A 17812-nucleotide genomic window follows, 5' to 3' on the forward strand; every position below is an offset into this window, starting at 1 on the left:
CTATGGAACCTAAACAATTACAATACGGACCTCTTATTTATATTTTGGCTATTGTAGGACTTCCTTTATGTTGCTGTGCTGGAATTGGTATTATACCTTCTGGTATTGCCTTTTACATTGCTCATACTGAATTAAAAAAATACTACGAAGATCCTGAATCATATACTAACCAAGACAGTATTTATACTGGTAAAATAGTTGCTTTGGTTATTTTAATTATTAATGTTTTGTATTTAGCCTATACTGCTTATCAAATATACACTATAGGTTGGGACAATATCATGGAGCAATCACGACAAATGATGGAACAATACGAGCAATAAAAAATTAACCTATAAAACTAAAAACACCATTCTATTATATATATAAACTAGGATGGTGTTTTTAATTTATACTATTTTTTATCTAAGTAATTGAATACTTAAAAGATAAACTCCTTCATCAAAAAATTGTTAATTAAAACACTTCTATTTCTAAATAGAAATAATTTAAAACTCTTATTTTCGCCATTCTCCCCCACAAAATTACTTTTAATTTAGAGCACTTAAAGCGCACGAATGGATAACGAAAAAAACTGGCTACATTATTATAAAAACAGTTTATTTGATAGTGAAAACTTGGCTATTGATATTTCAAGAATCAAAAATTTATTTCATCAAAATAATGCTGATTTAACCACAGCTCTTTTAAACCCAAAACAAGCTAATGAACTATTAGATGTAGAGGAAAGAAGAATAAATAGGTTAAAAGGAATTAGTAAAAAAGATAGTCCTAAATGGCATGAAGTAAGCGAAACTCAAATTCTTATTGCCCCATTTCATTTACAATATCAAACTGATAATCCTAACTTTAAACAACGAACAATATATCCTTTTTGGGTAGCGGCAAAAGTAGACCGTTCAGGAAACTTATCTCCACCAAACGATTTGTTCCCTCTTATTGTTCGTAACTATTTAGATCCTATTGCAGATGTAAAAAATGATTTCATTTTTTCGTCCTTAGATACTGTCATGATGGCTAGAGATATTGAACAACCTGAACCTCCATATGGAAGTGAGTTAATAGGTTGGGATGATTACTGGACGTATGTAAATGAGGTCTTTTCAGAAATTACTTTTAGTAATCTATCTAATTATAAAAAAGAAAAATATACCACCGAATATAAACTCACTTATTTTTCTATTAGCTCAAAAATATCTACAGCCAAAAGTATTTTATTCTTATATCAAAACTTATTAAATGAGACTGAAGAATTACCTGTATTATCTAAAATAATAAATCCTTTTAATAGAGCCAGAAAAGAACCAATAACAGACTATGGTTTTTTAAATTATAATCATTTACATTTAGGACAAATGTCTAATGAATTTCCTTTATCTATAAGTCAACGTAAAACATTATTATCTTATTTAACTGCTGAAGAAAACTCAGTAACTGCAGTAAATGGCCCACCAGGAACAGGCAAGACTACATTACTACAAAGTTTAGTAGCTACAGAAGTTGTTAAAGCTGCTATTAAAGGAGAAGATGCTCCAATTATCTTAGCTTGCTCTAATAACAACCAAGCTGTTACAAATATTATTGATAGCTTTATTAACTCAGAAAGTAGTATGGGAGAATTAGCTGAACGTTGGGTTCCTGATTTTAATGGTTACGCTACTTATTTACCCTCTAACTCCAAAAGTGAAAAATACTTAAAGAATATTAATTTTTTAAAAGGTAATTTATTTGGGCATGAAGGAACTTTATGTGATTTAGAAAATGAAAAATACGTTTACGAAGCTGAATATTATTTTTTAACGAAGTATAATAATTATTTTGGAGTAGAAACTAATTCCTTAGAAGATGCCTGTATGCATTTACAGGAAGAAATAATTACTATTGAAAACCATCTTATTGATAGTGTAGATTTTTCTAGTGATTACCTAAATTATATTGACAAAATTAATGCGATATTAGTAAACAAAGAGGATCTTATTGAAAAAAACACGTTTAAAATATCTAAACTACAAGAATGGAGAACTCTTTTTACTGAACTTAAATCTTATGCTAAAGACAGTGATTTTATTAATAAAATTAAAACTCATTTTATAGTAACCTCTTCAAAAAATAAAGAGATAGAAAGTTCTGATTATATTTTTAAAATTAATGAAGATGTTATTTCTAATAATGAATCTGCTTTCTCTTTTATAAAAGACTGTATTTATAATGTAAATATGGTGCTACAAGCTAACTTAAAATTAAACAACTGGAAACTTGAAAATAACATTCAAGGGTACCCTTTTGTTTCCGAAGAAAAAATGTGGCATTATGAATATGAAAAAGCAAAGAATAAAGACAAAACACATCGTTTTTTTTATGACGAAATTGACCTTGGCTTACGTCATACTGCTTTTTTATTAGCTACTCATTATTGGGAAGCTCGCTGGTTACTTGAAACCATTGATCTTATTGAAAATGATACAGAAAAAGGAACTGGTGAAAATGTTATTAAAGCCAAATGGAAAAGAAGAGCAATGCTTACACCATGCTTTGTTGCTACTTTTTACATGGCTCCTACACACTTTTTATATAGTCAATTTCAAGGCGAAAATGAAGAAGGTAAACCTGTTTTTGAATACCTTCCTTTGTATAATTTTTTAGATTTATTAATCATTGACGAAGCAGGACAAGTAACACCAGAAGTAAGTATCCCAGTTTTTTCATTAGCAAAAAAAGCTTTTGTTGTTGGTGATTTAAAACAAATTGAACCTATTTGGTCCATTCCACCAAAAATTGATATTGGTAATTTAACATCTTTAAATATTATAGAAGAAGAAAAAGAAAATGAGCACTTACATGAGCTAGGCTTTTTAGCTTCTAGTGGTAGTATTATGAAAATGGCTCAAAATGCTTGTGAATTTGAAACCTCAATAGCTTCAAAGAAAGAAACTGGCTTAATACTTCTAGAACACAGAAGGTGTAATGATGAAATTATTGGTTTTTGTAACGAATTAGCTTATGAAGGTATTTTAAAGCCTATGAAAGGTAAAGCTAAAGAAGATCAAATTTTTCAATCGATGATAGCTTATCATGTTGAAGGGGTTAGTGAACGTAAATATAATAGTAGATGTAATTTAAATGAAGTAAAAGCAATCATTTCTTGGCTACAACAAAATAAAGAAGCAATACAAGAAGCTTATGATGTAACTTCTATTGAAAGTGTTTTAGGAATAATCACCCCATTTGCAAGTCAAAAAGGAGAGTTATCGAAAGCCTTGATAGAAGCAGGTTTTAAAGTGAATCAAATAAAACTTGGAACTGTACACGCTCTTCAAGGCGCAGAACGCAATATCATATTATTTAGTTCTGTATACAGTAATGAAGATGAAGGTACTATGTTTTTTGACAAAGACAACAAACCTAACATGCTAAACGTAGCGGTTTCAAGAGCAAAAGATAGTTTCATTTTATTTGGAGATACGAGGATTTTTGATGAAACCAAAAACACTCCATCTGGAGTTTTAAAAAAGCATCTAAATATTTTAGAAATGGTTAATTAAACCAATAAAAAAAAGGAGTAATTTAAATTACTCCTTTTTTTTAACACTAAGAATAAAATTAATTTTTAAACTCAGAAATTGTTTTCTTTATAATAGAGATACAATCCATCAACTGCTCCTCATCCATTACTAATGGTGGTGCAAAACGAATAATATTTCCATGAGTTGGTTTTGCTAATAAACCATTATCACGTAATTTAATACATATATCCCAAGCTGTAGAACTATCTTCAGTATCATTAATTAAAATAGCATTTAATAACCCTTTACCTCTAACAGATTTTACTAAATCAGTTTGGTTTGCAAATTCAGATAATTCTGCTCTAAAAATTTTCCCTAAGCGTTCAGCGTTTTCTTCTAAACTTTCTTCTTTAACAACTTCTAATGCAGCTATAGCTACAGCAGCAGCAATAGGGTTACCTCCAAAAGTAGAACCATGGTTACCAGGTTTAATAACATTCATAACAACATCATTAGCTAATACTCCTGAAACTGGATATGCTCCTCCACTTAATGCTTTTCCTAATATTAAAATATCTGGTTTTACATTTTCATGATCAACGGCTAACATTTTACCAGTTCTAGCAATTCCTGTTTGAACTTCATCAGCAATAAAAAGTACATTATGTTTTTCACATAATGCCTTAGCAGCGGCTAAATATCCTTCAGAAGGAACATATACACCTGCTTCACCTTGAATAGGCTCTACTAAGAATCCTGCTATATTATTTTCATTCTCTAAAGCTTCTTCTAAAGCCTTCAAGTTATTATACTCAATTTTGATAAATCCATTAGTAAATGGTCCAAAGTTCTTACGAGCTACTGGATCATTTGAAAAAGAGATAATTGTTGTTGTACGTCCGTGAAAGTTATTTTCACAAACTACAATTTGAGCATCATTTTCATTAATTCCTTTTACTTCATAAGCCCATTTTCTACACAATTTCAAAGCAGTTTCTACAGCTTCTGCTCCTGTGTTCATTGGTAATAATTTATCAAAACCAAAAAGTTCGGTAGCAAACTTTTCATATTTACCTAACATGTCATTATAAAATGCACGAGAAGTTAATGTTAATGTTTGTGCTTGATTTACCATTGCACCAACAATTTTTGGATGACAATGTCCTTGGTTTACTGCTGAATAAGCTGATAAAAAATCGTAATACTTTTTTCCTTCAACATCCCATACATACACACCTTCACCTCTACTCAACACTACTGGTAGTGGGTGATAATTGTGTGCTCCATACTTGTTTTCTAAATCGATCGCTTGTTGCGAAGTTAATTGGTCTAAAACAGCCATTTTTAATAATTTGTAATTTATAAAATAACCATTCCTTATCTACCTTTATCCTTTCGAAGAATTCCGAAAATTCAGCGTGGGAAAGAAATCATCCCTAATTTAGCAAAAGTACTAAATTTAAATCTAAGGTAAGTTGACTTTTTACATTTTTCACATGTTTACTACTATAAACAAGAGTGAAAGTGTATTTATCTTTTTTTTATTCATACTATATTAATAGAACTCTTTTACACAACAAAAGCTAAAAACCACCTTTGAAAAATAGTTTTTAGCTTTATATTTTATTAACACTAATTAATATCAAAACGAACTCCTAAAGAAATATTTCGAGTTTCTGTACCTTTAAATAATGGATTTAAATCATATTTAGCATACAAACCAATACCTTCATAAGCAAGATACGTACTCAGCCCATAATTAACTGTGTTCATATTAAAATCTCCTTTCTGTACTTCTTCTACACGTATTGATTCATTATTTTCAAACTCCAAGTACTGTCTTGTTCCTAACTTAAAACCAAAGAATCCTCCTATCCCAAACCTTAATCCATCATGAGTTTTATCAATAACTCTTCCATCAGACAACTTTTTATTTTTTGAAAAATCAAATTCTAAATGCATCGGAAACGTCATTTGAACATGCCTCAACCTACTTTCTGATAATGACTTCACATGTTGTTCTAAATTTGTAACTCCATTATTTACAACGTGGTGTTGATTGTTTTTAGCTCTTAAGTTGTTCCATAAAAAAGACAACCCATATTTAAAATATAACTTAGATGCTTCTTTACTAAATCTAGTTTTAAATGTAAAACCTAGTTCATAAAAATGTGATTGCCAAAACCTATATTGTGAATTATTTAAAGAGTTAAACTCATTATTCTCTAACACATTATTTACTCCAAAAGCAAACACAAATTGTGAGGTTGTTCTTTTATTATATTTTTTCTTTTTCCTTTTTTTATTTTTTCCGTCAAAAACAATAATATCATTATCAAAGAAACGGATACTAAAAGAGTCGTCCTCTTCTACACTAGCAATTTTACCATTTGTTTTATCCTGAACTAACTCTTGAAGTTTATGCTCTTGCAAACTAACTTTTACCTCTATTTGCTTTGCATGATAATTAGCTGCTTCGTTTTTTTGTAACAAAGCTTGTTCTTTTGTTATTTTATTCTCTTTTAAGTCTTTGTTTATTAATTTAATTTTTTGCTTTAGTGAATCTTTTTGTTGTCTCGTAATTTTATCAATTTTTTTTGATATTTTACTTACTTCTTTTTCAAATACTCTTTCTTGAGAAAAGGCAATAGTTGTGCTAAACAACACTAGTATTAGTATTATTCTTATCATTTTGTTTTGTTTTTAGATGTTAAAAAATTAAGCTAATTTATTTTTAGTAAGACCTTACATCTTATTTGTTTCTATCAGCAACAGCGATAGCAATATCAGATATTTTTAGTTTTATTTTACGCATAAAACTTCCTCTAAATTGATCATTAATCAAGTCGCTTTCTACCTCTGCTAAAATTGTTTCCGGATTAATTTTAAGGTTTGACTTTTTTAATTCTCTTTCAATTGTATTAATGATTTTATTTCTATTTAATTTATGCTTAGCATAGTATTCTTTTACTTCATCAACATTATGCGTTACAGCAAATAGTAAATCTTTACCACTAACTTTTATTGTATTTATATTTATTGGTTTTTTACTTTTTTCTTTACTAGCACTAGCTATCAAAGTTTCAATTTTCACATTTTTTTCTTTATCAACTTTAATAAAAGTATCCTCATTCTTTTTTATATTTATTTTTCTATCAATTTTTCTTAAATTATTTTTCTCTATTTTGACTTCTGGTATTGGAATATACTCTTGTTTAGCAATTGTAATTGTTTCTTCATTAATTAAGTTATCTATACTTTTTAATGTATCAACTTTTAATATCTCTAATTTAGTGTTTACTAAAATTGGTTTTATTTTTTCTTTCGAATTAAATTTGAAATAAGAAAAACCAATACTTAACAATAGTAATAAACTAGCTGCATAGCCGTAATAAATCTTTTTTTTATTTTTGGTTTTATATTGATTCTCATCCAGCTGATTACTTAATCGTTCCCAGGCTGAATTAGATGGCTCTATAGACCTGTTATCAAGCTTACTTTTAATTATTTTATCTATTCTATCTTCCTTCATTTTCTAACTTGTTCATTTTAATATAATTTGCTTGCAACCATTTCCTAGCTTTAAACAACTGTGACTTTGATGTACTTTCAGAAATCTTTAATTTTTTAGCTATTTCAGAATGCTTATATCCCTCTATTGCATATAAATTAAAAACTACTTTATATCCGTTAGGTAACTTATCTATTAACTTTTGAATATCCTCAACACTTGTATTTTCTAAACTATCAATCGACTGCCCATCAAAAACATATTCCTTATCAGTAAGTTCTAAAATATTCTTCTTTTTTAAATACGTTAAACATGTGTTTACCATTATTTTACGAATCCAACCTTCAAAACTGCCTTGAAATTTAAATTTATCAATATTCGTAAAAACCTTAAAAAAACCTGATAACATCATTTCTTCTGCATGGTAATCATCTTTAACATACTGTCTGCATACGCCTAACATTTTAGGAGAATACTCTTCAAATATTTCTTTTTGAGCTTCTCTGTCTTGCTTACAAGCTTTTTTTATAAGCTTTGAAGTAGTGTTATGTAATGATATTACTTTCAATTCAGTTACAAATAATTTGTGCTTTCAAATATAAAGACGATTGTAAAATAAAAAAGGTTGCCTACAAAAATAAAAACTCTCCAATTTATTTTTAAAATGGAGAGTTCTCACTAAAATTAGAATGATAAAAACGGGGGGACTACTTATTTCTTTTCTTATTCTCTATAAATTTAAGGGTTAAAACCACAACAAAAACAGGAAAAACACTGATTAACAAATATTTACCAAAATCAAATTGATTTAACATATAAAAAATAAAATTTAAACTTCTTTTTACTCTTCAATTATATTATTAAGATATTTGCATATTTAAATTTGATTTATGAGCTTCATTGTATATATAATTTCTTATCCTTTCCTTTGGTTACTTTCAAGATTACCAATACGTATTTTATATATAATTTCTGATTTTTTTTATTTCATAATATATTATGTTGTTGGCTATAGAAAGAAAGTAGTAAAAAGTAACTTAGAATTAGTATTCCCTTTAAAAACTGATTCAGAAATAACACAACTTTCAAAACAATTTTTCAGGCATCTTATAGATTTAATGATTGAAAGTGTCAAATCTTTTTCTATTAGTGAAAAAGAAATTTTAAAACGCTACAAGTACAAAAATCCTGAACTTATAAATAATTTAGCTAAACAAGGTAAAAGTATTGCTTTAGTTGGAGCACATAAAGGTAACTGGGAGTGGATTGTTAGTTTACCTTTTGCTATAGATATAGATGTTTATGGTTCATACACCAAACTTGCGAATCCTTATTTTGAAAAAAAAATTAAAAAAGCTAGATCTAGATTTGGATTTATAGGAATAAAAACCACGGAAACTGTAAAAAAAATTCACTTAAATAGTCTAAAGAAAAAACAAGGTTTATACATATTATTGAGTGATCAATCTCCTATGGTACATAAATCTCATTATTGGAAAGAATTTTTTGGTGTAAAAGTACCTATTCATACTGGTGCTGAAATGCTTGCTAAAAAATATGATTTTGCAGTGGTTTATTATAATACGACAAAAATTAAAAGAGGGTATTACGAAAGTGAATTTACACTAATTACTGACACTCCAAAAAAGTATGAAAAGTTTGAACTAATGGATGAATATTTATCTATTACAGAAAAAGTGATAAAAGAACAACCTGCCTATTATTTATGGTCTCATAAACGCTTTAAACATAAAGATAAATATAATCAATGGTTAAATTCAAGAAAAAAATAAATTATTATACACTTTTATCTATACACACTTCCTTTATTTCATTAATAAAACAATAAAAATATCAAGCTTAATATTCAATAAATTATTCATTGAATTTTATAAAAACAATCATTTAAAAACATAAAACATTACTACGTTTTATAAAAAATTTGATTTAATAAAAGTTTTTTATAACTTTATGTGCTTAAAACCAAACCTACTACCCCTTAACCATGAGAAACTTTTTAAAAGCTTTTCTCGTTTTTTTATGTTGGGCTGCTTTAGCTCTCTTTCTTTACAATCCTAATGAAAATTATGATTCGTTAGAGACTAAAGTAAATGCAATAGAAAATAAACAGTCAAGTTTATCGAATAAAAAAACTGATACTACAAAAAAGGAGATTTTAAAAAAAGCTGAGATAACTAAGGCTATTTTAAAAAAGCAAGTTAAAATGAACGCCAATACTTTTCCTTTGGTTTTTAATGACAAATTTATAACTAATTCAGCACATACAAGAGTACTTCTTCCTAAGAAATTTTACTATTTTAAAGATTCTATATTTAACTTTTTAAACAGTAATAATGGTAAGGAAATAGTTATAAATGCAGTTTACAAAGTAAATGAAATATTGACTGATAAAACTAATTTTGGAATAGCAAGAGCAAACAATCTCAAAAACAAATTAGTTAAATATGGTATAAACTCAAATAGAATTACATCTAAAGCAACGGTAAAAGAATATAAATACGATAAAGAAGGATATTATGCAGATGGCGTAACCATATTGGTTAAAAATATCTCTGAAAGTAAACGTGTTCTTATAGAAAAAGAAATTTCACACAAAACACTATACATTTCTTTTAGAAAAAGTAGTTTAGAGCCAACTAAAGCCTTGTTAACTTACACTTTTGAAATTAAGAATTACCTTAAAAAGCATTTGTCTAAGAAAATAACAATTATTGGACACACTGACAATCAAGGTAACACTGAAACTAATCAACTTATTGGATTAGAAAGAGCTAACCTTGTTGCTGAGTACTTTACTAAAAACGGTATAGATAAAAATAGAATTAGCGTTCAATCTAAAGGAGAAACCTCTCCTATTACCAACAATAAAACTCTAAAAGCTAGAAAAAAGAATAGACGAATTGAAGTAATAATTAATTAACCTCCCCTTAAACATGATTTTATTTTTAACAACCAAAACATCACATTTACTTGAATTCTTTTTTTGGATGTTGGGTTCCTTTTTAATTGGTTATATATTTTCTTGGTTTTATTTCAAGAATAAATACAAATCAGAATTAAACGAAAACTCAGAAACAATAACAGAATTAAGAAATGAAATGCAATCAACCATACGTGCGAAAAAAACCGTAGAAAGAGGTGGTATAGAAATAAAACAACCTAAAGAGCTTGACTTTAATAAAATTGGTATTGCTACTGAAAAAGACAAAAATGATTTAACCCAAATTAAAGGAATTGGTGGTTTTATTGAAACAAAACTAAATAGCATAGGCATTTATACCTATAAACAAATAAACAATCTTACCAATGAAGACATAATCACTATAACAGATTTAATTCAATTCTTTCCAGGTAGAATTGTTCGAGATAATTGGAAAGGACAAGCAAAAGATCTTTTAAATAGTAAGGGAAAATAAAAATATTTCTCTAATAAACACTTATTTATTAGGGAAATATTTTTATTATTTTTAACCATAAATTAATTACTATTCATACTTCTTCATTTCTTCATCATAAAACTCGCCTGCTTTATCCATTAAATCGGCCAATTCTGTAGCCACATCCTCTTCTTTTTCACCAGTTAAATCTTCAAACCATTCTATTTCATCATCTTTAAGATTAATTAAAAAACGAGGATATTCAGTATGTAATACAAAAACATCGTCAGGATGATTACTATTATCTGCTAGTAAAAATTTAGGTAAGTTCATTATTGTTTATCAGTTTTAAAGTTAAATAATTAAATCGTAAATATAAAAGAATTGAAGCTGTGGTTAATCCAGCTAGTAACCCTAACCAAATTCCAAAACTACCATACATGCTTTCCTTACCAAAATAAAAACTAATAGGAAAACCAATAATCCAATAAGATATAAATGTTATTATTGTTGGTATTTTAACGTCTTGTAACCCACGTAAAGCCCCCAATACCATTACCTGAATACTATCGCTAATTTGAAAAAAAGCTGCAGCTATTAATAAATTCGATGCCAACTTTAACACTTCCATATTATCAGCGTAATTTTCTACATCATTTGAATCTATATATAAATGTGGTAAATATTCATGTAACGCAAAAAATAAAAAGCAAAAACCGACAGCTAATATTGTTCCTAATAAAAATATAGAAAAAGCTATTCTTCTTAATTCATTATATTTTTGTAGCCCTTTTTGGTTACCTACTCTAATCATAGAGGTGACTCCTAAGCCCATCGCAACCATGAATGTCATTGATGAAAGGTTCAAGGCAATTTGATTAGCTGCTTGTGGATTTTTACCTAACAAACCACTCAACCAAATAGCCGCTGTAAAAATAGCTACTTCAAAAAACATTTGCATGGCACTTGGTGCTCCTAAATTTATAATTTTTCTCAACATTAAACTATCTAAAACAAATAATTTAATATTTGTTACAAGTTTTTTAGATCGTTCATTTTTAGTCAACAACCACCACAAATAAATGACCATTATAAATCTTGACAATAGAGTTCCATATGCTGCTCCTACAATTCCCATTGCTGGGAACCCAAACTTTCCAAAAATTAATACATAGTTTAATAAAACATTAGAAACATTTGCTAATAAGGTAGCATACATAGGATACTTAGTCATAGACATTCCATCACTAAATTGTTTAAATCCTTGGAAAATAATCATAGGAATTAAAGAAAAAGCCACTAAATCTAAGTATGGAATTGCTAAATCAACTACTTCAGTTGGTTGCTTCATAAAATATAATAAAGGCTTAGAGAAATAAACTCCTAAAAACATTAAAACTCCCATACTTATGCATAAAAATAATCCATGCTTAAATGTTGACTTTGCCTTATCAAAGTTGTTTGATGAATCTGCTTCAGCTATTAAAGGAGTTATAGCTGTAGAGAAACCAATTCCTAGCGACATAGCTATAAACATAAAACTATTCCCTAATGATACTGCTGCTAACTCTGCTGTTCCTAATTGCCCCACCATTATGTTATCTACAAAACTAACAAACGTATGTCCTAACATGCCCAACATTACTGGTGCTGCAAGTTTCCAATTATAACTAAACTCAGATGTGTATTCCTTAAAATTCAATTTGTTTTACTCTATTATTTTTAATCTGCGAAGATACTTCTTTTTAAAGGTCAAAATATTTTATTACCTCCATTTTTTAAATTATTTAACTACCTTTGAAAACTGATTAAATTTGAAAAAAATGGCAAAAATAACATTACAAGGAAATCCTTTAGAGACTGTTGGAAACTTACCGAACACAAATACAAAAGCACCTGATTTTAATTTAATAGCTGGTGATTTATCCGAAAAAAAATTAAGCGATTTTTCTGGTAACAAGCTAATTTTAAATATATTTCCAAGTGTAGATACTGGAACTTGTGCTACTTCAGTTAGAGAGTTTAATAAAAAAGCTGCTAGTTTAGAAAACACCAAAGTTTTATGTATTTCAAGAGATTTGCCTTTTGCTCAAGGACGTTTTTGTGGAGCTGAAGGTATTGAAAACGTTGTAATGCTATCTGATTTCGCGACTGGTGATTTTGGTAAACATTATGGATTAGAAATAGCTAATGGTCCTTTAAAAAGTTTACATTCTCGTTGTATAGTTGTAGTTAACGAAGAAGGAAACGTAACATATACTGAACAAGTAAGTGAAGTAGTTGATGAACCTAATTATGACGCTGCCTTAAAAGCATTATAGTTTTATATGAAAAACCCAAATGATGGATTTATAAAAGGTAGATTAAGAAGTATCAAATTTGCTGTTAAAGGAATGTGGCTATTACTAACTACAGAAGATAGTATTAAAGCTCAAACTTTTATAGGTTTATTAAGTACTTTAATGGGATTCTACTTTTCTATATCAACTACCGAATGGATGATTCAATTATTAACAATTGGCCTAGTTTTAGTAGCTGAAGCTTTAAACACAGCTGTAGAAAAAGTAGCCGATTTCATACATCCAGATTATCATAAAAAAATAGGTTTTATAAAAGATATTGCAGCAGGAGCACCTGCTTTTGCTGCTCTTATTGCACTTATTATTGCAAGTATTATTTACGTTCCTAAAATTATAGCTATATTTTAGCGTTTAGACTATTGTCAATTAACATATATGGTAAAAAAAAAGAAGACAACTGTTAAAAGTAAAAAAAGTGAAATCTCTATATTTACTAAGATTGGGGTATTTATTAAGAACAGACAAAACCAAACTATTTTTGGTGCTTTTCTAATCCTTTTCTCAATTTTTTTAACCGTAGCTTTTATTTCTTTTTTCTATTCATGGCAAGAAGATCAAAGCTCATTACAGCAATTCTCTAACAGGCAATTACCAACTCAAAATTTATTAGGTAAAGTAGGTGCAAAATTAAGTAACCTTATAGTATTTAGAGGTTTTGGACTAGGTGCTTTCATTTTAAATGTTATACTTTTTTTTACTGGAGCACGAATACTTTTACAAACTAATTTAAGAAAAATTATTACTTCATGGAACTGGGGATTATTAGGTATGCTTTGGACTGCTATTTCTCTTGGTTTTGTTGAAAGTAAATATGCTGTTTTATCAGGTATAATTGGGTTTGAACTTAATGAATACCTTCAAACATTTATAGGTAAAACGGGATTAATTATTTTATTACTTTTTTTCTTTATAGCTTATTTAATTATTCGATTTAGTATTGACCCTGACGCTATAGTTGAGAACATAGATGCTAAAAAACAACAAAAAGAAGCTGAAAAAGCTGCTAAAATTGAGCAAGAAGCTATTGAAAAAACTGCTAGAGAAATTCATAAAGAAGAGGCTGATAATGAGAAATCTGATTTTGAACTTTCAGTAGAAAACCTACAGCCTACTATAACAAACCATTCTAATGTTAATCAACAGTCAATTAAAAAAGAAGATGACAAAGAGATTTCTTTAGATATTACCTCTACCGAAACTCCTGAGTTAAAAATTTCTGAAGAAACTATAAAAGAAGTTGAAGTTGCAATTGAAAAAATTGCTGAAGAAAAAAGTGTGTCGGAAAATTTATCTGACCAATTAGTAAAAGATTTTGGAGAATTCGATCCTAAATTAGAATTAGGTAACTTTAAATTCCCAACATTTAACTTATTAAAGGAATATCATGAAAGTATCTCTGTAGACCCTGCTGAATTAGAAGCTAATAAAAATCAAATTGTAGAAACTTTAAAGAACTACAAAATTGGTATTGCTCAAATAAAAGCAACAGTTGGTCCTACTATTACTTTGTATGAAATTGTACCCGAAGCTGGGGTACGAATTTCAAAAATAAAAAATTTAGAAGATGATATCGCTTTATCATTAGCCGCTTTAGGTATTCGTATTATTGCTCCTATTCCAGGAAAAGGAACTATTGGTATCGAAGTACCAAATAAAAAATCTACCATAGTTTCAATGCATTCTGTTATTTCTTCTAAGAAATTTCAAGAATCACCTATGGAATTACCTATCGCTTTTGGTAAAACCATTTCTAATGAAACTTTTGTTGTTGATTTAGCTAAAATGCCTCACTTATTAATGGCTGGTGCAACTGGACAAGGTAAATCAGTAGGTTTAAACGCTATATTAACTTCACTCTTATATAAAAAACACCCAGCTGAAGTAAAATTTGTACTGGTAGATCCTAAAAAAGTAGAACTTACTTTATTTAATAAAATTGAGCGTCATTATCTTGCTAAATTACCTGATGAAGGAGAAGCAATTATAACAGATACAACCAAAGTTGTAAATACTTTAAATTCATTATGTATTGAAATGGATGCTCGCTACGATCTTCTTAAAAATGCAATGGTTCGTAACATTAAAGAGTATAACACTAAATTTAAAGCTAGAAAATTGAATCCTGAAAATGGTCATCAATTTTTACCATATATCGTTTTAGTAATTGATGAATTTGCCGATTTAATTATGACAGCAGGTAAGGAAGTAGAAACACCTATTGCTCGTTTAGCACAATTAGCTCGTGCCATTGGAATTCATTTAATCGTAGCAACTCAAAGACCTTCCGTTAACGTAATTACTGGTATTATTAAAGCAAATTTCCCTTCTCGAATAGCCTTCAGAGTAACTTCAAAGATAGATAGTAGAACTATTTTGGATGCTCCTGGTGCTGATCAATTAATAGGTAGAGGTGATATGTTATATTCTGGAGGAAATGATATTACACGTATTCAATGTGCATTTGTAGATACTCCTGAGGTTGAAAAAATAACTGATTTTATTGGTTCACAACGTGCATATCCTGACGCACATTTGCTTCCTGAGTATGTTGGTGAAGATGGTGGCACAAATGTTGATATTGATATAGCAGATCGCGACAAATTATTTAAAGATGCTGCTGAAGTTATTGTAACGGCTCAACAAGGTTCAGCTTCATTATTACAACGTAAACTAAAATTAGGGTATAATAGAGCAGGTAGATTAATTGATCAATTAGAAGCTGCTGGTATTGTAGGCCCTTTTGAAGGTAGTAAAGCTAGGCAAGTTTTAGTTCCTGATTTAGTATCTTTAGATCAATTACTAGAAAACGAAAAAAACAACAATTAAAATCCGAAAACGGAAATCATATATCAAATGAAAAACATAGGTTTATTTTTTATAGGAATATTTATAAGTTTTAATACAATAGCTCAAGATTCTTCGTCAAAAGCAAAACTTTTACTAGATGAAGTTTCTACAAAAATGGGAGCATATAAAAATATGGTAATAGGCTTTAACTCTACTTTAGTAAATAAAGAAGCTGGCATAACAAACGATCCTCCTATTCGTGGTAATATAACAATCGCTGGAGAAAAATATAATTTAGAATATTTAGGTAACAACTTTTTATTTGATGGTAAAAAGCTTGCGGTAATTAACCATGATGAAAAAGAAATAAATATTTCTAATGGAGACCTTGAAGAAGAAGATGGATTCATCTACCCTTCAAAACTTCTAACTTTTTATAAAGAAGGTTATAATTACAAAATGGGAAAATTAAAGAATCATAAAGGGCGTAAAGTTCAATATGTTGATCTAACTCCAATTGATAGTAACTCTGATATTATAAAAGTAAAACTTGGTATAGATGCAAAAACAAAACATATATATAAGTTAGTACAAATAGGATCAAATGGAGCTGAAACTACATTTACAATTACTAAATTTAAAAGTAATCAACCTATTTCAGAAAAATACTTCTCTTTCAATAAAGAAAAATACACTAGTCAAGGTTACTTAATTGACTAAATAATCTAAAAGTTTTGTTATTATTTAAACAATAACAAAACTTTTAGGTTTTTATAAAACTAACAAACTACCTTTGTTTCTGTGAAAACACTAGACAGATATATTTTAAAAAGTTTTTTAATTCCTTTTTTAACAACTTTTCTAATTATATTATTTGTATTAATAATGCAAATGCTATGGTTAGCTTTTGATAATTTTGCAGGTAAAGGAATTGGTATTTTTATAATACTTAAGTTTTTGTGGTACTCTACTCTTATGGCTGCACCACAGGCCTTACCTATTGGTGTATTACTATCTTCAATAATGACTTTAGGTAGTTTATCAGAAAACTACGAATTTGCAGCAGCAAAATCAGCAGGAGTATCTTTACAAAGAATGGTTCGTCCTCTCGTTTTCTTAGCTGTCTTTTTAAGCTCTATTAATTTTTTATTTTTAAATTATGTATACCCATATGCAGTTTTAAAACAACTAAATTTAAAAGCTAATATAAAAAAGAAACAGCCTGCTTTAGCATTAGTGCCTGGTAGTTTTAATACAGAAATACCTAATTATCAAATTAAATTTGAAGAAAAATACGGTGAAGAAAAAAACTTATTAAAAAAAGTTTTAATTTATGACTTATCTTCTAAAAGAGGGAATAATAAAATAATTACAGCTAAAAGAGGTAAAATTACTTCAGAACAAGGTAGTCGTTATATGACCTTGATACTTAATGATGGATATTATTTTGAACATCATAGAAAATCAGGAGAAACATTTGAAGAAAGGAAAAAAATGCCTGCCTCTCATGCTAATTTTGAAGAATACATTATAAATATTGATATCTCTTCACTTGACAATACAGATTTAGATGAATTAAAATATACAAAAAACTTCAACATGCTAAGTTTAGGGCAATTAAAAGATACTATTCCTGCCCTTAAAAAAGGATATGATGAATATATTGCTAGTAGAGCTAAAAACCTATTTCTTACTCTAGATGTTGAAGACCTTCATAACTACCCAGATTCTCTTATTAACAAAGAGTTATCTCCAACCATATTAAACAACTTTGAACTTAGAGAGAAAACTAACATTTTAAACATTGCTATTTCTAAAATAGATAGAACTTTAAGTAATAATAAATCATATAAAGAACCTTTAAAAAACAGAAGAAAATGGCTTAACCACCATGACATTGAATATTATAATAGAATAGCCTTTTCTTTATCTTGTCTTTTATTATTTTTTATTGGAGCTCCATTAGGTTCTATTATAAGAAAAGGTGGAATGGGACTTCCTATGATTTTAGCTATCTCAATATATGTTTTGTATTTTTTCACAAATACATTTGGAAGAAATATGGCAGAAGAGAGTTCTGTAACTGCCTTATTAGGTTCTTGGTTAGCTGTAGTTTTAATGTTACCTTTAGCCCTTACATTAACTATAAGAGCTGCTAAAGACAAAGGGTTATTCAGTATTAGTAACTTATTTATACCAATAACAACATTTTTTAAAAATATATTCTCTAAAAAAGAGAAAACAACTTAACTA

General features: G+C 28.4%; 16 protein-coding genes. 10 read left to right on the forward strand and 6 right to left on the reverse strand.

Annotation, left to right across the window (positions count from 1 at the left end):
* Window positions 1-2 precede the first annotated feature (2 nt).
* Together ACKTTQ_RS07315 and ACKTTQ_RS07320 are read left to right on the forward strand one after the other, a co-directional pair.
* On the forward strand, window positions 3-323 hold the full coding sequence (locus ACKTTQ_RS07315; RefSeq protein WP_408048796.1) for a CCC motif membrane protein: 321 nt from the start codon (window positions 3-5) through the stop codon (window positions 321-323).
* 234 nt (window positions 324-557) lie between these two features.
* The gene (locus tag ACKTTQ_RS07320) at window positions 558-3542 is read left to right on the forward strand and encodes a DEAD/DEAH box helicase (RefSeq protein ID WP_408048797.1); all 2985 of its coding nucleotides are present in this window, start codon (window positions 558-560) and stop codon (window positions 3540-3542) included.
* A 58-nt stretch (window positions 3543-3600) separates the two neighbouring features.
* Here ACKTTQ_RS07320 and rocD read toward each other — a convergent pair whose 3' ends face one another.
* The 4 genes from rocD to ACKTTQ_RS07340 all read right to left on the reverse strand — a co-directional run bounded on the left by rocD (window position 3601) and on the right by ACKTTQ_RS07340 (window position 7582).
* Window positions 3601-4845, reverse strand: a complete 1245-nt coding sequence (gene rocD / locus ACKTTQ_RS07325) for an ornithine--oxo-acid transaminase (protein WP_093871434.1) — start codon at window positions 4843-4845, stop codon at window positions 3601-3603.
* 290 nt (window positions 4846-5135) lie between these two features.
* Window positions 5136-6194 carry a hypothetical protein gene (locus tag ACKTTQ_RS07330; protein ID WP_408048798.1) on the reverse strand — a complete coding sequence of 353 codons (1059 nt, stop codon included), beginning with the start codon at window positions 6192-6194 and terminating at the stop codon, window positions 5136-5138.
* 61 nt (window positions 6195-6255) lie between these two features.
* On the reverse strand, window positions 6256-7035 hold the full coding sequence (locus ACKTTQ_RS07335) for a hypothetical protein (RefSeq protein WP_408048799.1): 780 nt from the start codon (window positions 7033-7035) through the stop codon (window positions 6256-6258).
* Window positions 7022-7582, reverse strand: a complete 561-nt coding sequence (locus ACKTTQ_RS07340) for an RNA polymerase sigma factor (protein WP_093871437.1) — start codon at window positions 7580-7582, stop codon at window positions 7022-7024. The genes ACKTTQ_RS07335 and ACKTTQ_RS07340 overlap by 14 nt, the downstream gene beginning before the upstream one ends.
* A 322-nt stretch (window positions 7583-7904) precedes the next feature.
* Between ACKTTQ_RS07340 and ACKTTQ_RS07345 the strand changes: the two genes are divergently transcribed.
* The 3 genes from ACKTTQ_RS07345 (at window position 7905) to ACKTTQ_RS07355 (ending at window position 10451) form a co-directional block, all read left to right on the forward strand.
* Window positions 7905-8807, forward strand: a complete 903-nt coding sequence (locus ACKTTQ_RS07345; RefSeq protein WP_093871438.1) for a lysophospholipid acyltransferase family protein — start codon at window positions 7905-7907, stop codon at window positions 8805-8807.
* Window positions 8808-9019: 212 nt separating this feature from the next.
* Window positions 9020-9955: an OmpA family protein gene (locus ACKTTQ_RS07350; protein ID WP_408048800.1), complete on the forward strand. Its 936-nt coding sequence runs from the start codon at window positions 9020-9022 to the stop codon at window positions 9953-9955.
* A gap of 13 nt (window positions 9956-9968) precedes the next feature.
* Window positions 9969-10451: a hypothetical protein gene (locus ACKTTQ_RS07355; protein ID WP_408048801.1), complete on the forward strand. Its 483-nt coding sequence runs from the start codon at window positions 9969-9971 to the stop codon at window positions 10449-10451.
* Between the two features lie 69 nt (window positions 10452-10520).
* Here ACKTTQ_RS07355 and ACKTTQ_RS07360 read toward each other — a convergent pair whose 3' ends face one another.
* Together ACKTTQ_RS07360 and ACKTTQ_RS07365 are read right to left on the reverse strand one after the other, a co-directional pair.
* Window positions 10521-10745: a hypothetical protein gene (locus ACKTTQ_RS07360; protein WP_093871441.1), complete on the reverse strand. Its 225-nt coding sequence runs from the start codon at window positions 10743-10745 to the stop codon at window positions 10521-10523.
* A complete protein-coding gene (locus tag ACKTTQ_RS07365) occupies window positions 10732-12114 on the reverse strand; it encodes an MATE family efflux transporter (RefSeq protein ID WP_299134440.1) in 1383 nt (460 codons plus the stop codon). The genes ACKTTQ_RS07360 and ACKTTQ_RS07365 overlap by 14 nt, the downstream gene beginning before the upstream one ends.
* Window positions 12115-12235: 121 nt before the next feature.
* On the opposite strand from ACKTTQ_RS07365, the gene tpx reads away from it, so the two are divergent.
* From tpx to ACKTTQ_RS07390, 5 genes are all read left to right on the forward strand, one after another.
* Entirely contained in the window at window positions 12236-12733 is a 498-nt protein-coding gene (gene tpx, locus ACKTTQ_RS07370; protein WP_093871442.1) for a thiol peroxidase, read from the forward strand.
* A 6-nt stretch (window positions 12734-12739) separates the two neighbouring features.
* Window positions 12740-13120 (forward strand): diacylglycerol kinase family protein, encoded by a 381-nt coding sequence (locus tag ACKTTQ_RS07375; protein ID WP_093871443.1) that lies wholly within the window; start codon window positions 12740-12742, stop codon window positions 13118-13120.
* A 27-nt stretch (window positions 13121-13147) separates the two neighbouring features.
* Window positions 13148-15598 (forward strand): FtsK/SpoIIIE family DNA translocase, encoded by a 2451-nt coding sequence (locus ACKTTQ_RS07380; protein WP_093871444.1) that lies wholly within the window; start codon window positions 13148-13150, stop codon window positions 15596-15598.
* A gap of 27 nt (window positions 15599-15625) precedes the next feature.
* Window positions 15626-16279, forward strand: coding sequence for a LolA family protein (locus tag ACKTTQ_RS07385; protein WP_093871445.1), 654 nt, complete (start codon window positions 15626-15628; stop codon window positions 16277-16279).
* Between the two features lie 81 nt (window positions 16280-16360).
* The gene (locus tag ACKTTQ_RS07390; protein WP_093871446.1) at window positions 16361-17809 is read left to right on the forward strand and encodes an LptF/LptG family permease; all 1449 of its coding nucleotides are present in this window, start codon (window positions 16361-16363) and stop codon (window positions 17807-17809) included.
* Window positions 17810-17812: the final 3 nt, after the last annotated feature.

This window comes from Tenacibaculum halocynthiae (assembly GCF_964512825.1).
GTDB classification, from domain to species: Bacteria; Bacteroidota; Bacteroidia; order Flavobacteriales; family Flavobacteriaceae; genus Polaribacter; species Polaribacter halocynthiae.